14 protein-coding genes are annotated in these 15,897 nt (G+C 71.6%); 4 read left to right on the top strand and 10 right to left on the bottom strand.

The features are described from left to right. Nucleotides 1-103: 103 nt before the first annotated feature. Both ABT254_RS07140 and ABT254_RS07135 read right to left on the bottom strand, forming a co-directional pair. Complete coding sequence (locus tag ABT254_RS07140; protein WP_232655759.1) at nt 104-322, bottom strand: NfeD C-terminal domain-containing protein; 219 nt, start codon at nt 320-322, stop codon at nt 104-106. Between the two features lie 26 nt (nt 323-348). Further along, nucleotides 349-1,773 (bottom strand): amidase, encoded by a 1,425-nt coding sequence (locus tag ABT254_RS07135; protein ID WP_351464748.1) that lies wholly within the window; start codon nt 1,771-1,773, stop codon nt 349-351. A 248-nt stretch (nt 1,774-2,021) separates the two neighbouring features. Here ABT254_RS07135 and ABT254_RS07130 point away from each other — a divergent pair, with 248 nt between their 5' ends. Beyond that, a complete protein-coding gene (locus ABT254_RS07130; protein WP_351464745.1) occupies nt 2,022-3,410 on the top strand; it encodes a glycoside hydrolase family 43 protein in 1,389 nt (462 codons plus the stop codon). Nucleotides 3,411-3,453: 43 nt separating this feature from the next. On the opposite strand, the gene ABT254_RS07125 is transcribed toward ABT254_RS07130, so the two are convergent. Genes ABT254_RS07125 through ABT254_RS07110 form a run of 4 tightly spaced genes read right to left on the bottom strand, consistent with a single transcriptional unit; the run spans nt 3,454 to nt 7,868 of the window. Beyond that, complete coding sequence (locus ABT254_RS07125; RefSeq protein ID WP_351464743.1) at nt 3,454-4,425, bottom strand: PDR/VanB family oxidoreductase; 972 nt, start codon at nt 4,423-4,425, stop codon at nt 3,454-3,456. Between the two features lie 6 nt (nt 4,426-4,431). Continuing rightward, nucleotides 4,432-5,634, bottom strand: coding sequence for an acetyl-CoA C-acyltransferase (locus ABT254_RS07120; RefSeq protein ID WP_351464740.1), 1,203 nt, complete (start codon nt 5,632-5,634; stop codon nt 4,432-4,434). 30 nt (nt 5,635-5,664) lie between these two features. Next, nucleotides 5,665-6,276: a histidine phosphatase family protein gene (locus ABT254_RS07115; protein ID WP_351464738.1), complete on the bottom strand. Its 612-nt coding sequence runs from the start codon at nt 6,274-6,276 to the stop codon at nt 5,665-5,667. A 56-nt stretch (nt 6,277-6,332) separates the two neighbouring features. Continuing rightward, the gene (locus ABT254_RS07110; protein WP_351464735.1) at nt 6,333-7,868 is read right to left on the bottom strand and encodes an AMP-binding protein; all 1,536 of its coding nucleotides are present in this window, start codon (nt 7,866-7,868) and stop codon (nt 6,333-6,335) included. Between the two features lie 194 nt (nt 7,869-8,062). Here ABT254_RS07110 and ABT254_RS07105 point away from each other — a divergent pair, with 194 nt between their 5' ends. The 3 genes from ABT254_RS07105 to ABT254_RS07095 are packed head-to-tail and all read left to right on the top strand — an operon-like array spanning nt 8,063 to nt 10,906. Continuing rightward, entirely contained in the window at nt 8,063-9,301 is a 1,239-nt protein-coding gene (locus ABT254_RS07105; RefSeq protein WP_351464732.1) for an acyl-CoA dehydrogenase family protein, read from the top strand. 42 nt (nt 9,302-9,343) lie between these two features. Then, entirely contained in the window at nt 9,344-10,108 is a 765-nt protein-coding gene (locus ABT254_RS07100; RefSeq protein ID WP_351464729.1) for an SDR family NAD(P)-dependent oxidoreductase, read from the top strand. A 3-nt stretch (nt 10,109-10,111) separates the two neighbouring features. Then, nucleotides 10,112-10,906 (top strand): ThuA domain-containing protein, encoded by a 795-nt coding sequence (locus ABT254_RS07095; protein ID WP_351464726.1) that lies wholly within the window; start codon nt 10,112-10,114, stop codon nt 10,904-10,906. A gap of 36 nt (nt 10,907-10,942) precedes the next feature. Here the strand turns inward: ABT254_RS07095 and ABT254_RS07090 are convergent, their stop codons facing one another. Genes ABT254_RS07090 through ABT254_RS07075 form a run of 4 tightly spaced genes read right to left on the bottom strand, consistent with a single transcriptional unit; the run spans nt 10,943 to nt 15,783 of the window. Beyond that, a complete protein-coding gene (locus ABT254_RS07090; protein ID WP_351464723.1) occupies nt 10,943-11,986 on the bottom strand; it encodes an NAD(P)-dependent alcohol dehydrogenase in 1,044 nt (347 codons plus the stop codon). Continuing rightward, nucleotides 11,983-13,119, bottom strand: coding sequence for an ABC transporter permease (locus tag ABT254_RS07085; protein ID WP_351464720.1), 1,137 nt, complete (start codon nt 13,117-13,119; stop codon nt 11,983-11,985). The genes ABT254_RS07090 and ABT254_RS07085 overlap by 4 nt, the downstream gene beginning before the upstream one ends. 1 nt (nt 13,120) lies before the next feature. Next, the gene (locus tag ABT254_RS07080; protein ID WP_351464718.1) at nt 13,121-14,644 is read right to left on the bottom strand and encodes a sugar ABC transporter ATP-binding protein; all 1,524 of its coding nucleotides are present in this window, start codon (nt 14,642-14,644) and stop codon (nt 13,121-13,123) included. Further along, nucleotides 14,641-15,783 carry a sugar ABC transporter substrate-binding protein gene (locus ABT254_RS07075; RefSeq protein WP_351464715.1) on the bottom strand — a complete coding sequence of 381 codons (1,143 nt, stop codon included), beginning with the start codon at nt 15,781-15,783 and terminating at the stop codon, nt 14,641-14,643. Before ABT254_RS07075 ends, ABT254_RS07080 begins: the two co-directional genes overlap by 4 nt. Nucleotides 15,784-15,897 lie beyond the last annotated feature (114 nt).

The following is a 15,897-nucleotide window of genomic DNA, read 5'->3' as shown; positions in this document are numbered from 1 at the left end:
GGAGTGTGCTCCTGCGCGAGACCGGTGAGAAGACGCCGGTGAATCCTTGTCGTTTTCTTGACGCCCACCCCTTGCCAAGGCTCTCACCTGGGGCGGAGCATGCTCAACTGTCGTAAGCGGCGGTGACGTAGACGGTCCTCGGCGGCAGGTACTCGACGACCATCACGACCGTGCCCCGCTCGATCCGGTCGGTCCCGGCGGCGGCGTACGCGAGGAAGTGCTCGGCCCCGCCCCGCACCCGGACGATCACCTCGCCGACGAGCCCGGGCCCGACCGTGCCGGTGACCCGCCCCATGAGCCCGACCATCGACGCATCGTCCATGGTCACAGGGTACGGGCCGAACCCGCCTACGCCGCCGGGGAGTCCGTGACGGCCCGGTGCGGCGGCCACGACTCGTGCCAGCGCAGCTCCGCCTCCAGCTGCGCGGCGAGCGAGATCAGCAAGGGTTCGCTGCCGGCCGGTCCGAGCAGCTGCGCCCCCACGGGCAGCCCGTCGCTCACGAACCCGGCGGGCACGTTGACCCCCGGCCAGCCCAGCACGTTCCACGGCCAGGCATACGGGCAGGCGGCGATCATCGCCCGGTCGGTGGCGAAACCGCTCAGCGACAGCATCGCGCCGATGCGCGGCGGGGGAGCGGCGGTCGTGGGCGCGAGGGCGACGTCGTACGACTCGAAGAAGGTGCCGATACGGCGCTGCAGCACCACCTCCGCACGCCGCGCCGCCTTCAGCGGCACCCCGCCCAGCAGCCTGCCCAGCCGGGCGGCCTCACGGGTGCGCCGGTCGAGGAGTGCGGGGAACGGCGTCTCGGCCACGCGCTCTGCGATGCCGGCGGTGGCGCGGGGGACGAAGGTGAGCCCGATCTGGCCGTAGGGCGGGTCGGCCTCCTCCACGACATGCCCCAACGCGCTGAGCTGTTCGGCCAGTTGGAGCACGCGGGCGCGGACCTCCGGCTGGAGGCGGGCGGGCACGGCGGTGAACGGCGGTTTGAGGGAGAGCGCGACGCGCAGCCGCCCGGGCTCGCGGCCCACCGCCTCCAGGGCGTTGATGGCCGCCGGCCGGTGCGGATCGCGCTCGTGGTTGCCGCTCGCGGCGTCCAGGAGCAGGGCCGCGTCCGCGACCGTGCGGGCGAGGGTGCCGTTGACGGTGATGCCCTGGAACGACTCGCCGCGCGGCCAGGTGGAGATGCGGCCGCGCTGCGGCTTGATGCCGACGAGGTGGGTCCAGGAGGCGGGGATGCGCACGGATCCGGCGCCGTCCGAACCGAGCGCGGCGGGCACCAGACCGGCGGCGACGGCGGCGGCGGACCCGCCGGACGAGCCGCCGGGAGTGTGCTCCGGATGCCACGGGTTGCGCGTCGCGCCGAAGGCGGGCCCCTCGGTGAAGGGCCACTGCCCGAACTCGCAGGTGTTGGTCTTGCCGACGATCACAGCCCCGGCCGCGCGCAACCGGCGTACGGCCTCGCCGTCCTCGGCGACCGGCGGGAACTCCCCGCCGCAGCCGAAGGCGGTCGGCTCGCCGGCCACGTCCATGTCGTCCTTGACGGCGACGGGCACGCCGAGCAGGGGTTTGCGCACCCCGGCGGCCAGCTGTTCGTCCGCCGCGTCGGCCTCTGCGAGGGCGGCTTCGGCGCGCACGATCCGGAAGGCGTTGAGGGTGGACTGCGTCGCCTCGATCCGCGCGAGGGCCTGTTCGACGAGCGCGCGGGAGGTGGTCTCCCCCTCGGCGAGAGCTCGGGCGGACTCCGCCAGGCCTGCGGCACGGTCGAGCGTCATACGGGACACCTCTCCGGGACGGCGTTGTCTACTGAACGGTAACGTCCTCTGGGCCGAAGTGGTACGGCATCTCGAACATCCCTTCCCTCGGCGGCGATTCGCCGGGAACGCAACCGCCGCACAGGTGTCGTCAAGTCCTGCTCAATCCATTGACGCACACAGGCCCCACCTCTACCTTCTGACCGACTTGCCGAACCATGTTCGATATTCCGGACATCATGGATTTCGGTTGGACCAAGGAGCCGCACGTGAGCACTCGACCCCCCGCCCCGTCCCGCCGCGCCCTCCTGCGCGCGATGGCCGCCCTGCCTGCCTCGGCGCTGGTCCTGGGCGAACTGCCCGGCCTGCTCGGCACGGCATCGGCCGCGGCGCCGGCGAGCGGCTCCGCCACCCGCTACACCATCGTCCCGTTCCTCAACAGCGACGACGGCACGGTGAACGTCTACCAGTCCGACGACGCCACCGACTTCCGCCTGGTGCAGGCCTCGGCCTACACCCCGCCCGGCAACAGGATCCGCGACGCGAGCGTCTTCAAGCACACGGACGGCTACTACTACCTCACCTACACCACGCACACCTGGCAGGACGTCAGCACGACCATCGGCTTCGCCCGGAGTTCCGACCGCGTCAACTGGACGTTCCTGTACGACTACACGGTCCCGATCGCCAACCTGTCCCGGGCCTGGGCGCCCGAGTGGTTCGTCGACAGCGACGGCAGCGTCAACATCATCGTGTCCTGCTCGCTCACCAGCGACGAGTGGATCTTCACCCCCTACCGCCTGAAGGCCGCCAACTCGGCGCTGACGGCGTGGAGTTCACCCGTCGCCCTGTCCGGGATCGGCTCCAACCACATCGACACGTACATCGTGAAGATCGGCTCGACCTACCACGCGTTCACGAAGAACGAGACGGCCAAGTACATCGAATACGGCACCGCGTCGAGCCTCACCGGCCCCTACACGATCACCAGGACCGGCGACTGGGCCGGCTGGGGCAGCTACCGCGAGGGCCCGTCCGTGATCCAGCTAGACAACGGCGGCTGGCGCATCTTCTTCGACGGCTACGGCGACGGCAACTACTACTACAGTGACAGCTACGACACCTTCGCGACCTGGACGGCCCCGAAGGCGCTGCCCTCCATCTCCGGCACGGCACGCCACTTCACGGTCATCAAGGAGACGGTGTCCGGCGGCCCGAGCCTCGCCAAGAACGTGACGCGCTCCTTCCAGTCGGCGAACTACCCCACGCGTTACTGGCAGGAGCAGTCCTCCCTGCTCAACCTTCCCGTGGTGACCAGCTCCAGCACGAGCGCGGAGAAGACGGCGTCCGCCTTCACGGTTGTCGCGGGTCTCGCCGACTCGAACGCCTTCTCCTTCCGCGACGCGTCCGGCAACTACCTGCGCCACTACGACTTCCGGGGCCGCTTCGACGCGAACGACGGCACGCCGACCTTCGCGAAGGACGCCACCTTCATCGCCAGAACCGGCACGGCCTCGGGCTCGATCCGCTGGGAGTCGTACAACTATCCCGGCTACTACCTGCGGCACTACAACTACCAGCTACGGGTGGAGGCGACGGCGGGGACGGATCTGTTCCGGCAGGACAGCTCGTTCGTGCCGGTGACGGCCTGGGGGTGAGCTGTGCCCTGCTTCAAGTTCGTCAACTCCGGCAGCGGGGCCGTCATAGATCGAGGACGAGGCGAGGGCCGCACGAGCGGGAGACGCAGATGAGCATGGTCTCGCCGGCGGCTCGTTCCTCCTCGGACAGCAGCGAGTCACGGTGGTCGGGTGTGCCGTCGAGCACGTCGGTCTCGCAGGTGCCGCAGGTGCCTTCCCGGCAGGAGAAGTCGACCACGACGCCGGCTTCCTCCACGGTTTCGAGCACCGAACGGTCCGGTGGCACGGTGAGGGTGAGCCCGGAACGGGCGAGCTCCAGCTCGAAGGCATCGGCAGGGCCGGTTTCGGCCGTCCGGACCGGGGCGAAGCGTTCGACGCCCAGCGTGCCGGGCGGCCAGTCCGCGCACCGCTCCTGCACCGCCCGCAGCAGGGGTTCGGGACCGCAGGCGTGGACCAGGGTCCCTTCCTCGGGCACACCCAGGAACGTGGCGAGGTCCAGCAGGCCGTACTCGTCCTGCGGACGCACGAGTACCCGGTCCCCGTACGGGGCGAGGCGGTCCAGGAACGCCATGGAGGTCCGGGTGCGGCCGCCGTACAGCAGACGCCAGTCGGCTCCCGCGCCCGCGGCTGCCTCGACCATGGGCAGGATGGGGGTGATACCGACACCGCCCGCGATGAAGAGATGGCGGGCGGCCGGCCGCAGCGGGAAGTTGTTCCGCGGTCCGCGGACCCGTACCTTGGCGCCTTCGTGCAGCTGGTCGTGGACGTATGCGGAACCGCCGCGGCCTTCCGGCTCACGCAGTACGGCGATCTGCCAGGCCTCGCGTTCGGCGGGGTGCCCGCACAGGGAGTACTGACGGATCAGCTCGTCGCCGTCGTCGCCGTTCAGGAGTACGTCGATATGGGCGCCCGGCGTCCAGGCGGGCAGTGGGCCTCCGTCCGGGCGGCGCAGGGTGAGGGAGACGACGTCGTCCGCGGCCCGGGTGCGGGTCTCCACGGTGAGAGTCGCGTCGACCGTGGGCAGTTGGTTGCTCATGATGGTTCAGCTCCGGGTTCGGGCCGGTGTCGGCACGTGCAGCAGTAGTGCGTCGCCCTGGCCGCCGCCCCCGCACAGGGCGGCCGCTCCGCTGCCGCCTCCGCGCCGTCGCAGCTCGGTGGCGAGGGTCAGTACGAGCCGGGCTCCGGTCATGCCGACCGGGTGCCCGAGCGCGATCGCTCCGCCGTTGACGTTCACCTTGTCCAGGGGGATGTCCAGCTCCCGTACGGAGGCCAGGGCCACCGAGGCGAACGCCTCGTTGATCTCGAACAGGTCCAGGTCGGCGACCTTCAGGCGGCCGTCCCGGGACAGCGCGTCGCGGATCGCGCCGGCCGGCTGGACGAGCAGCGAGGGGTCGGGGCCCGCGACCGTGCCGTAGGCACCGATCTCGGCGAGCGGTGTCAGTCCTTCCCGTCGGGCGCGCTCGGCGCTCATCATGACGACGGCCGCGGCGCCGTCGGAGAGCTGTGAGGCGTTGCCGGGGGTGATGGTGCCCGCGTCGGCGAAGGCCGGCTTCAGGCGCCCCAGGCTCTCGCCGGTGGTCCCCCGCCGTACGCCCTCGTCCACGTCGACCACCATCTCGCCCCGGCGCCCGGCCACGGTGACGGGGGTGATCTCCTCGGACAGCGCACCCGACTCCTGGGCGTGGGCGGCCCGTCGATGGGAGAGCGCGCTGTACTCGTCCTGTTCCGCACGGGTCAGGTCGAAGGGCCGTTGGTAGCGCTCGGTGGCCGCGCCCATGGAGACGCCGTCGAAGGCGCAGACGAGGGCGTCGCGGTCGAGGGCGTCCTCCAGCGCTGCCGAGCCGTACTTCCAGCCGGTGCGGGCTCCGCGCAGCAGGTGCGGGGCGTTCGACATGGACTCCATGCCACCCGCGACGACGATGTCGTGTCGGCCCGAGGCGATCATGAGGTCGGCCAGGGCGATGGCGTGCAGTCCGGACGGGCAGAGCTTGTTGACGGTGCTCGCGGGCACGGAGAAGGGGATGCCGGCCTGGACCGCGGCCTGCCGTGCCGGGTTGGGGCCGGCTCCGGCCTGGACGACATGGCCCATGACGACGGCTTCCACGGCCGCCGGTTCCAGGGCGACGGCGGCCAGGGCCGCGCGGATGGCGTGGGCGCCGAGGTCGACCGCGGACAGGGAGCCGAGGGCGCCCAGCAGTTTGCCGATGGGCGTCCGGGTACCGGCGACGATGACGGATCCGGGCATGGCCGGGACCTCCTGGGGCGTGGGACGGGGTCAGGCGGCCGTGCCGGCGTCCACGGCACGGTCGGCGATCAGATGGGCCGTCTCGTTGACCGAGTGCAGGACGATGCGGCCGCCGGGCATGCGCCGCACCCGGCTGACGGACGTGTAGTCGGGGTGGAACCAGAACATGGTGGGCAGGCCCAGCACGGTCGCCAGGTAGGTGTTGGTGATGCCGCCGTGGCACACGGCCGCGACCCGTCCGCCCGGATGGGCGTCGAGGATGGTGTTCATGGCGCGGACGGCACGGGCCCGGAAGGCGTCCCGGTCCAGGTCGGGCACGAAGTCCTCGAAGCGTCCCTCGGCGAGTGCCGCCGCCCGGGGATCCTCGGCGCCGATCTGCTCGGGCGGCGTGTAGGGCTGGGACACGTCCGTGTCCCACTCGCGCAGGTCGTCGAGGACGGTGGCGGTCATGCCGGTGAGCCGTTCCAGGGGCGCGGCGGTCTCCCGGGCCCGGCGGTAGGGGCTGACGTACAGGGCGTCGAGGTCCTCGTGTCCGAGCCAGGCGGCGAGATGGTCGGCCTGGGCGGTGCCCTCCGGGGACAGCCCCGGATCGAACACACCGGCCAGCGGGAGGCCGTGCCGGATGAGGAGGAGTTCGGTCATGGTGATCCTTCAGGGGGGTGAGCGGGCACAGGGGTGAGCGGGCACGGAGGTGCGGCTCAGCCGGCGATGGTCCGTTCGGAGGCCCAGTAGGGGCGGCGCATCGCGCGTTTGTCGAGTTTGCCCATCGCGTTGCGCGGGAGTTCGGGCACGAACTCGTACGACTTCGGGCACTTGTAGGCGGCGAGGCGCTCGCGGCAGAAGCGGTCCAGTTCGTCGGCGGGCGGTTCGTCCGCGGCCACGACGAGGGCCCTCAGGGACTCGCCGAAGTCCGGGTCGGGCACGCCGATGACGGCGACCTCGGCGACCGCCGGGTGCTGTCGCAGTACGGCCTCGCTCTCGGCCGGGTAGAGGTTGACCCCGCCGGAGACCACCATGTCCGCGGCCCGGTCGGTGATGAAGATGTAGCCGTCGGCGTCGACATGGCCGATGTCGCCGAGGGTGAACACGCCGGGGGCGATGTAGGCGGCCTTGGTCTTGTCCGGGTCCGCGTGGTAGCGCACGCCCTGGTCCTCCGGGGCCCGGAAGGCGAGCAGTCCTGGTTCGCCGGGCGGCAGTTGCCGGCCGTCGTCGTCGGTGACCAGGACCTCGAAGGGGGGACGCACCCGCCCGACGGAGCCCGGGTGGGCCAGCCACTCCGCGCTGCTGATGCGTGCCACGGTGCCCGCTTCGCTGGCGCCGTACGACTCGGTCAGTACGGGACCGAACCAGTCGATCATGGCTCGCTTGACGTCCGGCGGACACGCGGAGCCGGTGTGGGAGACCTGCCGCAGGCTGGAGACGTCGTACCGGGCGCGGACCTCGTCCGGGAGGGCGAGCAGGCGCTGGAAGTGGGTGGGCACCATCACCGTCGAGGAGACCCGCCACCTCTGCACCCGGCTCAGGAACGTCTCCGCGTCGTATCTGCCGAGGACGACCACCGGCTCGCCGGCGGCGAGGTGCCGTAGCGAGGTGAGCGGAGCGTTGTGCTGCAGCGGACCGCACACCAGGTGCGGTCCCGGCGGGAATCCGGGACGGGCGGACATCGCGGCGAGGTAGGCGGAGCTGTCGGCGACCGGGTCGCTGACCCAGCGCACCTCGGTGCCGCGTGCCCGTCCGGTGGTTCCGGAGGTGTAGACGAGCGGAGGCCGGGCGGGTCGGCCCGCGGGGAGGGTGTGCCCGGTGGGTGCGGCGGCCAGCCACCGGTCCCAGTCGAAGGCGTGGCCGAGCGCCGGGGTTCCGTGGAGGACCAGCGGCAGGCCCAGTTCACGGGCCGCGTCGAGCGCGGCACCCGCGCCGACGGGTCCGGCGACGATCGCGGTGACGCCCGCGTCGATGATCTGCTCGACGAGCTCGCCCGAGGTGAGGTTCCGGGAGGTGGCGACGGTCCCCACTCCGGCGCGCAGGCCGGCCAGATGAGCCACCAGCGTCGGGATCGCGTTGTCACCGAGGACGGCGACCCGGTCCTCGGGGCCGGGCGCGAACTCGAGGAGCCGGGCCGCCGCCCGCGTCACCTGGTCGGCGAGGCGGGACCAGGACAGCACGTCCAGGTCGTCCGCCAGGGCGGGTTCGTCGGGTGACTCCTGGGCGCGACGGTCGAGTGGCAGCAGCGACATGGCTCCTCCGGCGGCTCCTCGGACCTCTCCCGAGTTCAAGGGAGAGGAGATGCTGAGACTGTAGCGTTTATCAAGAAAGTGCGGAACACTCTGATCCTGGACGGAGTCATTACCGCCTGTTTCAGCGGGTGCCGGGCGCCCCGTCCACATTCCGTTACTGAATCCACCGTCTGGTAAGTGCCCGAGGAGGAGCCATGTCCGAGCTGGATCCGGACGCATGGCGCAGGCAGGTTAGGCAGTGGCTGGGCACCGTGCTGGAACCGGCGCGGGCGCCGGACTCCGACACCCAGGCCGCCGACCTCGCCGTGTTCCACAACCTTCCGGAGAACGAGGAACGCCTGCTGCTGGAGCGCTGCCGCGCCTACCAGCGAGCCCGGTTCGACGCCGGCTACCAGGCCCTCACCCTCCCCGCGGACAAGGGCGGCGCGGGCCTGACCGCCGCACATGTGGCCGCCTTCGCCGAGGAGGAGTCCGCCTTCGAGGTACCGCCGTCGACCGAGCTGATCAGCGTCACCGTGCGCCTGGTCGCGATGGCCGTCTCCCTGTTCGGGACCGCCGAGCAGCGCCGTGACCACGCCCGCGCCTTCCTGCGCACCGATCTGCTGGCCTGTCAGCTCTTCAGCGAGCCCGGTGCCGGATCGGACCTCGCGGCCCTGCGCACCCGCGCCCGGCAGGAGGGCGACGAGTGGGTGATCGACGGTCAGAAGGTGTGGACCTCGGGCGCCCGGTTCGCCGACTACGGCCTGCTGCTCGCCCGCACCGACCCGGACGTCGTCAAACAGGCCGGCATCACCGCCTTCCTGGTACCGATGGACGCCGACGGAGTGGAGGTGCGCCCCATCCGTCAGATGAGCGGCGGGGCCTCCTTCAACGAGGTCTTCCTCAGCGGCGTACGCGTCCCGGACCGGCTCCGGATCGGACGCCCCGGCCAGGGCTGGGAGGTCGCCACCACCACCCTCGCCTTCGAACGCACCGCCTCCGGCAGCGGCAACCGCCGCAAGGGCGGCGCCTTCACGGACGTCCTCGCCCTCGCCCGATCCCTCGGCCGCACCGAGGACCCGCTGGTCCGCCAGCGCCTCGCCGATCTGTACGTCCGTGCCGCCCTGCGCGCGGCGACCGTCGAACGCGTCGCCAGGACCAGCGCGGCCGGCGGCCGGCCGGGCCCGGAGGCCTCGTTGACCAAACTCATGGCCTCCGAACTGCTCACCCGCACAGGGCAGGTCGCCGCCGAGCTGATGGGGGCGCGCATCTGCGCCGACACCGGGGAACCGGGCACCTTCGCCTGGACCGAGCATCTCCTCGGCGCCCCCGGCTACCGGCTGGCCGGAGGCACCGACCAGATCCAGCGCAACCTGATCGGCGAACGGGTGCTCAAGCTGCCGCCCGAGCCGCGGCTGGACCGGGTGCCGTTCTCGCAACTCCCCGGCAACTGAGGCACCAGGCCTCGTTTCGGCAATCACGAAGGAGTGACATCGATGGATCTGGGACTGACGGGTGCCAAGGCGCTGGTGACCGGTGCGAGCCGGGGCATAGGCCGGGCGATCGCCGCGCAACTGGCCGCGGAGGGCTGTGCGCTGGCGCTGTGCGCCCGGGGTGAGGAAGGACTGGCCAAGACCGCCGCCGAGCTGCGCGCCGAGGGCGCCACGGTGTTCGAGGAAGCGGTCGACGTCACCCATCCGCAGGCCCTGGCCGGCTTCGTGGAGCGGGCGGCCGGCGCACTCGGCGGCCTGGACCTGCTGGTGTCCAACGTGTCGGCGGGCAACGTGAAAGGACCCGAGTCCTGGGAGGCCAGTTTGCGCGGCGACCTGATCCCGTTCGCGGGACTCGTCGAGGCCGCCCTGCCCCATCTGGAGGCCTCCGACCGGGCCGCCGTCGTGGCCATCGGCACCACCAACGCCTCCGACACCGCGCGCCCGGCCGGAGCGAACTCGTACTCCGCGCTCAAGGCGGCCGTCGTCCAGCACGCCTCCGCCCTCGCACACGCCCTCGCACCGAAGGGCATCCGCGTCAACACCGTCTCGCCCGGCCCGATCGACTTCCCGGGCGGCGCCTGGGAGACCATCCGCACCAGCCGTCCGGAGGTCTACGAGGAAGTGCTCGCCAAGCTTCCGATCGGCCGTTACGGCACCGCGGAGGACGTGGCCGCGGCGGTGGCGTTCCTGCTCGGGCGGACCGGCTCCTTCTGTGTGGGAGTCAACCTCGTGGTGGACGGCGGGCTGCTCACCCGCGTCCAGTACTGAGCCGTGGCGGGCCCGGCAGGCCGTCTGGACGCCGTACTCGTCTGCGGCGGCCGCTGGCACGACTTCGACCACGCGCGGCTGCGGCTGCTGGAACTGCTCGGCGAGCACCCGAGGGTGCGCACGACCGTCCACCAGGACTACGACTGCGTAGAAGCCCTCGACCGGGCCGACCTGTTGGTCACCTACACCTGTGACGTCCGGCCCCGCCCGGCGCAGCGGGCCGCGCTCGCCCGGGTGGTGGAGCGGGGTGGCCGCTGGCTCGCCCTGCACGGCACCAACGCGGTGATCGAGCCCTCGGTGCACGGCGGGGCACGGGAGTTCACGACCCCGCGCCTCCTCGGGAAACTGGCTCAGGTACTCGGCAGTCAGTTCCTGGCCCACCCGCCGATCGAGCCGTACGAGGTGCGCGTGACCGATCCCGGCCATCCGCTGGTCGCCGGGATCGGTCCGTTCACGGTCACCGACGAGCTGTACGTGTGCGAGCTGCACGGGGAGCTGGAGGTGTTGCTGCACGCCGAGTACACAGGGCCCTGCCGTGGCTTCGCCGAGGGCGGGGCGGCCCTCGACAGGGCGCCCCGGCCGGTGCTGTACCTCAAGCGGCACGGTCTCGGCGAGGTCTGCTACTTCACCCTCGGTCACTGCAGGGGCCGTTACGACATGCAGGACCTGGGCGTGGACGACACCGGGCGCGTGGACCGCGGCCCCTGGGAGACACCGGAGTTCCTGACCGTGCTCCGGCGTTGCGTGGAGCGCGCGGTGACCGGCCGCAGCCCCGCACAGCAGCGGGCCGGCGCCTGAGTCGGGGCTCGGGCGCCGGCCCTGAGCGGGGGCCGCTCACGCGTGCGGCAGCACCACCGCGCGGCCCTTGATGTCACCGGCGTGCAGACGCTCGTAGGCCGCGGGCGCCTCGTCGAGCGTGAAGGTCTCGACGTGCGAGGACACCAGACCCCGCCGGGCCAGCTCGACCACCTCGATGAGCTCCCGGCGGCTGCCCCAGTAGGGGAACGAGGCGGAGACCTCGAACGGCAGCCCGCCGCCGAAGCCGACCGCCAGGGTGCCTCCGCCGAGGCCGACGATCGTCACATCGCCCTCCACGGCCACCGCGGCCGCAGCCACGGCGAGCGTCGCCTCGGCGCCCACGAAGTCCAGGACCACCTCCGCTCCGATCCCGCCGGTGAGTTCCCGCACCCGTGCGGCTGCCGCGCCGTCGGAGAGCAGCGTCTCGTGCGCGCCCACGGCTTGGGCGAGTTCGAGCTTCTCTTTGCTCACGTCGAGGGCGACCACCGTGGCCGGTGTCAGAGCGCGGAGCAACTGCACGGCCAGGTGCCCCAGGCCGCCGACTCCGATGACCACCGCCGTGCTGCCCGGGACCAGCTTGGGCAGTGACTTGCCGATGGCGTGATAGGGCGTCAGCCCCGCATCGGTGAGCGGGGCGGCCTGCACCGGGTCCAGTCCGTTCAGGGGCACGAGATGGCGGGGCGAGTCCACCAGCATGTACTCGGCGAGCGCGCCGGGGGAGCCGAGTCCCGGCGGCAGGATGCCGAGTCCGGCGGCGTGCGGGCAGCAGTTCTCCTTGCCCACCGCGCACTTGGGGCACTGACCGCAGCCCCAGGGGCCGTACACCGCCACCTCGTCGCCCTCCGCCACCGCGCCGACTCCGCTGCCCACGGCCGCGACGGTGCCGACACCCTCATGGCCGAGCGTCATCGGCAGCGGGTAGGGGAACTGCTCCTCGGGCCATCCCATGACCGCCAGGTCGGAGTGGCACAGCCCCGCCGCGGTCACCTTCAACAGCACCTGGCCCGGCCCCGGTTGGGGCGCGGGAACCTCGACGACCTCGGGGACCTGTCCGACCTTCCGGTACTGCACAGCCTTCATCTGGCGGTCTCCTTGTCGATGGTGGGCAGGGCCTCGCCCTCCGCGGGAGCCTCGGAGCCGACACGCGAGTGGCCTCCCCTGCGGCGGCGCAGAACGGCGGGCAGGGTGAGCCGGCCACCCGTCAGGACCAGTGCCACGATGAGGACGGAACCGGTGAACAGGCTCGCGGCCCACTGCGCGCTGGTGGCGAGCCCGAGCCCCGTGATTCCGGTCCCGAGCAGGAGCACCGCCAGCACGGTGCCCCAGGCGTTGAAGCGGCCCGCACGCAACTGGGTCGCCCCGACAAAGGCGGCGGCGTAGGCCGACAGCAGGTACGGCGTGCCCGCGGTCGGCGATCCGGAACCGACCGAGGACGCGAAGACGACGCCGGCGAAACCGGACAGCAGCCCGGAGGCCACCAGGGTCAGGAAGCGCAGCCGATCGGTGCGCACGCCCTGCAACCGGGCGGCGTCGGCGTTGAAGCCGGTGGCGTACAACCGGCGTCCGGTGGCGGTGTGTTCCAGCAGGAACCAGATGGTCAGCGCGGCGAGCAGCAGATACAGCACCGGCAGGGTGATGCCGCCCGCGTCGAGCTGGGCGATGTTCGCGAACGGCTTGGCGAGCAACTGCACACCGGTGATGGAGCTGTCGTTGGTGACCATGGTGATCAGTGACTGGATCAGCGCGCCGGTGGCCAGGGTGGCGATGAACGAGTCGACGCGCAGGACCACGACCACGATGCCGTTGACGACTCCCACCAGCAGCGCGGCGGTCATCGCCAGGGCGACCGCCACGCCCGGACCCAGGCCGGCGGAGACCAGGAAGCGGGCGGTCAGCACGCTGGTGAGTGACATGGTGTAGGCGACCGAGAGGTCGAAGACACGTGCGGCCAGGGGCGGTACGACGCTGAGTGCCACCAGACCGGCCACGGCGTTGCCGTTGAGTACCTGCTTGACCGTGATGGTGGTCGGGAACGTGTCCGGCGCCCAGACCGAGAAGATCACGACGATGGCGAGCCATACGTATACGGCGCCGATGTTCCGGAACGACAGGGCGGCCGCCGCCCGTCGGACCGGCGCTCCCCGGAGGAACGGCGCGGACCTCTGCGCTGCGGACGGCGGTGGTTGCACCGCCCGGGTCGGGGTCGATGTCATCTCACTCGGTTCCTTCCATCGCGTGCACGAGCGCGCGCTCGGTGATGTCCCGCCCATTGAGCTCCCGTGCGATCCGGCCGTCCCGCAGCACCAGGACGCGGGTACACAGCGCGAGCAGGTCCTGGGTGTCGGAGGAGCACACGATGACGCCCATGCCCTCCGCGGCCTGTCGCTCTATCAGGTCGTACAGCTGGAGGCGGGTGGCGATGTCCACGCCCGCCGTGGGTTCGCACAGCGCCAGCACGGGCGGGTGCTGAGCCAGACAGCGGGCCATGACGACCTTCTGCTGGTTGCCGCCGCTCAGGGTGGTGATCCGGGCGCCGGGGCCGGCCGTGCGCACCCCGACCCGACGGATCCAGTCCTCCACCAGCGCGGACTCGCGGCGCCGGTGCAGCCGCCCGACCCGGGCGCGCAGTCGCCGCAGGAGTGGCAGCGTGAGGTTCTCGCCGACGGAGAAGTCGCCGATGACTCCCTCGACCGCCCGGTCCGCCGGGACCATGGGCAGGCCCAGGGTGTCGGCCTCGCGAACCTGGGTCCATTGCTCGGAGCGTTCCGGCAGCCGCAGCCGGCCGCTCACCGGTCCGGAATGGGCCCCGCACACCACGTACGGCACTACCTCGTGACCGGAGCCGACCAGACCGGTGATGCCCAGGCGCTCGCCGCGCGCCAGGTCGAGGTCGACTCCTCGTAGTGGCCCGGCCCGTAGGCCGCGTACCTGCAGTACGGAAGGGGCGGAATCGGTGGAGGGTGCCGGGCGGTGGTCCGTGTCGGTCGCGGTGTGCGTCTCCTCGCCCGCCATCAGTTCCGCCAGTGTGCGTGGGGTGAGTTCGGCGACCGGGCGGGTGGCGATACGGCGTCCGCCGCGCATGACGGTGACGCGGTCGGCGAGCGCGAAGATCTCGTCCATGCGGTGCGAGACGTACAGGACGCCGGCGCCGCCGTCGCGGACCTCCCGCACGATGTCGAAGAGACGGGCCACCTCGCCGGGCGGAAGCACGGCGGTGGGCTCGTCGAGCACCAGGACACCGCGGCCGCCCTCCCAGCCCTGGAGCGCGGCGGCGATGGCCACCACCGTGCGCTGGACGGGGGTCGCCTTCGTCAGGGGACGGTGTACGTCGATGTCGACTCCGAACCGTTCGACGAGGGCGGTCGTCCGCCTCGACATCTCGGGCCAGTCGATGTTACCCAGGGCCGTGCGGGCGAAGCCGTGACTGAGGGCGAGGTTGTCGATGGCGCTCAACTCGCCCACCAGGCCCAGCTCCTGGTGGACGAAGCGGAGCCGGTCGTGGCGGGAGGTGGTGGCGTTGCCGAGGTCGAAGGGTTCGCCGTCGAGTTCCGCCACCGCTCCCGGCTCCGCGTGGTGGTAGCCGGCGAGGATCTTGATGAGGGTGGACTTGCCGGAGCCGTTGGGTCCGATGAGGGCGTGGATCTCGCCGGGCGCGACCTCGAGGTCCACGTCGGTCAGTGCCTGGGTGCCGCCGAATCGCTTCGACAGCGAGGCCACCCGCAGGACCGGCCCGGTCAACTCAGGCCCCAGAGCGCCTTGAACTGCTGCTGGTAGCTCTCGACGATCGGGAAATCGCCGTCGGCGGAGGGCAGGTTGTCCTTGGTGACGAGCATGTTGGGCAGTGCGGCCTTCTGGTCCACGGCCATGGACTGGCCGGTGAAGTGCCGGGCCAGCGCGTCGACCTGGAGCCAGGCGGTCTCGTGGGAGTTGAGGGCCATCGCGCCGTCGGTGAGACCGCTCTGGATGTACTGGTAGTTCTGCGCGTCACCGACGTTGACGACGATGTGCTTGCCGGTGATGCCGGCGGTCTTCAGCGCGGCGGGCACGCCCACGTTGAGCAGCCCCAGGGAGAAGACGACATGGGTCACCTTCGGGTGGGAGCGCAGATACGACACGACGCGGTCCGGCATGTCCTTGCCCACGGCGGTGATCGGCACGTCGACGTTGTCCAGCGCGCAACCGGTGCACCACTGCTGGTAGTTGGCCGCGAAGGAGTCCTTGACGGGCTTGAGGATCGTGTAGGCCGGCAGGTCGAAGTAGACGGTGTCCGCCTTGGCGCCGCTGTTCGAGACCACCCACGCGGCGAGCATCCGGCCCTGGACACCGACGTCCTTGGGCCCGTTCTTCAGCAGGGAGATGCCGTCGCCCGCCACGTCGTCGGCGTTCGACTGGATGACGGGGATGCCGGCCGCCTTCAGCTGCGCCAGCTGCTTGCTGTAGACCGCGCGCGGGAAACCGGAGGCGACCACGGCGTCGGGCCTGTCGCGCACGGCCTGCTCGTAGGCCGCCTGGACGGATTCCGGCGTGCCCTGCGTGGCGACCTGCTTCACCTTCCAGCCGAGTTGTCCCGCTGCTTCGGTGAAGAAGTCGGCGAGGTCCTTGCAGGACTGGACGCCGCAGAGGATGAAGTCGATCTTCTTGCCCTTGGGGATGGCCTTGCCGACGGGCTGGGTGACGGAGATCGCGGTCGGGCGCTGCGCGTACGTCTTGAGAGCCGTGCGGGCCGCCGTCAGTCCGGGGGAGCCGGCTGCCGCCGCCTGCGAGGAACTGGTGGCCGGTGTGGTGCCGCTCCCGCACGCCGTCAGGGTGAGCAGGGCGGTGGCGGGGACGATCGCGGTGAGGGCGCGGCGGACCGCGCGTCCGGGTGTGGAACTCATCGTTGAGAACTCCCGTGGTGTGGCGCCTGGGCTGCCGCGACCCGCGGCGCGGGGCGGAACGGCACGCAACAGGTATGAGGGGTGCGTCGATCGCCGGCGTGGGGTACGGCGCGG

It is taken from the genome of Streptomyces sp. NPDC001137 (genome assembly GCF_040298885.1).
In the GTDB taxonomy this organism is placed as follows: domain Bacteria; phylum Actinomycetota; class Actinomycetes; order Streptomycetales; family Streptomycetaceae; genus Streptomyces.
This window is presented reverse-complemented; position numbering and strand designations above follow the sequence as displayed.

Excerpts from the sequence above, each read along its gene's own strand:
- ABT254_RS07140 (WP_232655759.1), bottom strand. The coding sequence starts at position 322 with ATGGACGATGCGTCGATGGTCGGGCTCATGGGGCGGGTCACCGGCACG.
- ABT254_RS07135 (WP_351464748.1), bottom strand. The coding sequence starts at position 1,773 with ATGACGCTCGACCGTGCCGCAGGCCTGGCGGAGTCCGCCCGAGCTCTC.
- ABT254_RS07125 (WP_351464743.1), bottom strand. The coding sequence starts at position 4,425 with ATGAGCAACCAACTGCCCACGGTCGACGCGACTCTCACCGTGGAGACC.
- ABT254_RS07120 (WP_351464740.1), bottom strand. The coding sequence starts at position 5,634 with ATGCCCGGATCCGTCATCGTCGCCGGTACCCGGACGCCCATCGGCAAA.
- ABT254_RS07115 (WP_351464738.1), bottom strand. The coding sequence starts at position 6,276 with ATGACCGAACTCCTCCTCATCCGGCACGGCCTCCCGCTGGCCGGTGTG.
- ABT254_RS07110 (WP_351464735.1), bottom strand. The coding sequence starts at position 7,868 with ATGTCGCTGCTGCCACTCGACCGTCGCGCCCAGGAGTCACCCGACGAA.
- ABT254_RS07105 (WP_351464732.1), top strand. The coding sequence starts at position 8,063 with ATGTCCGAGCTGGATCCGGACGCATGGCGCAGGCAGGTTAGGCAGTGG.
- ABT254_RS07100 (WP_351464729.1), top strand. The coding sequence starts at position 9,344 with ATGGATCTGGGACTGACGGGTGCCAAGGCGCTGGTGACCGGTGCGAGC.
- ABT254_RS07090 (WP_351464723.1), bottom strand. The coding sequence starts at position 11,986 with ATGAAGGCTGTGCAGTACCGGAAGGTCGGACAGGTCCCCGAGGTCGTC.
- ABT254_RS07085 (WP_351464720.1), bottom strand. The coding sequence starts at position 13,119 with ATGACATCGACCCCGACCCGGGCGGTGCAACCACCGCCGTCCGCAGCG.
- ABT254_RS07075 (WP_351464715.1), bottom strand. The coding sequence starts at position 15,783 with ATGAGTTCCACACCCGGACGCGCGGTCCGCCGCGCCCTCACCGCGATC.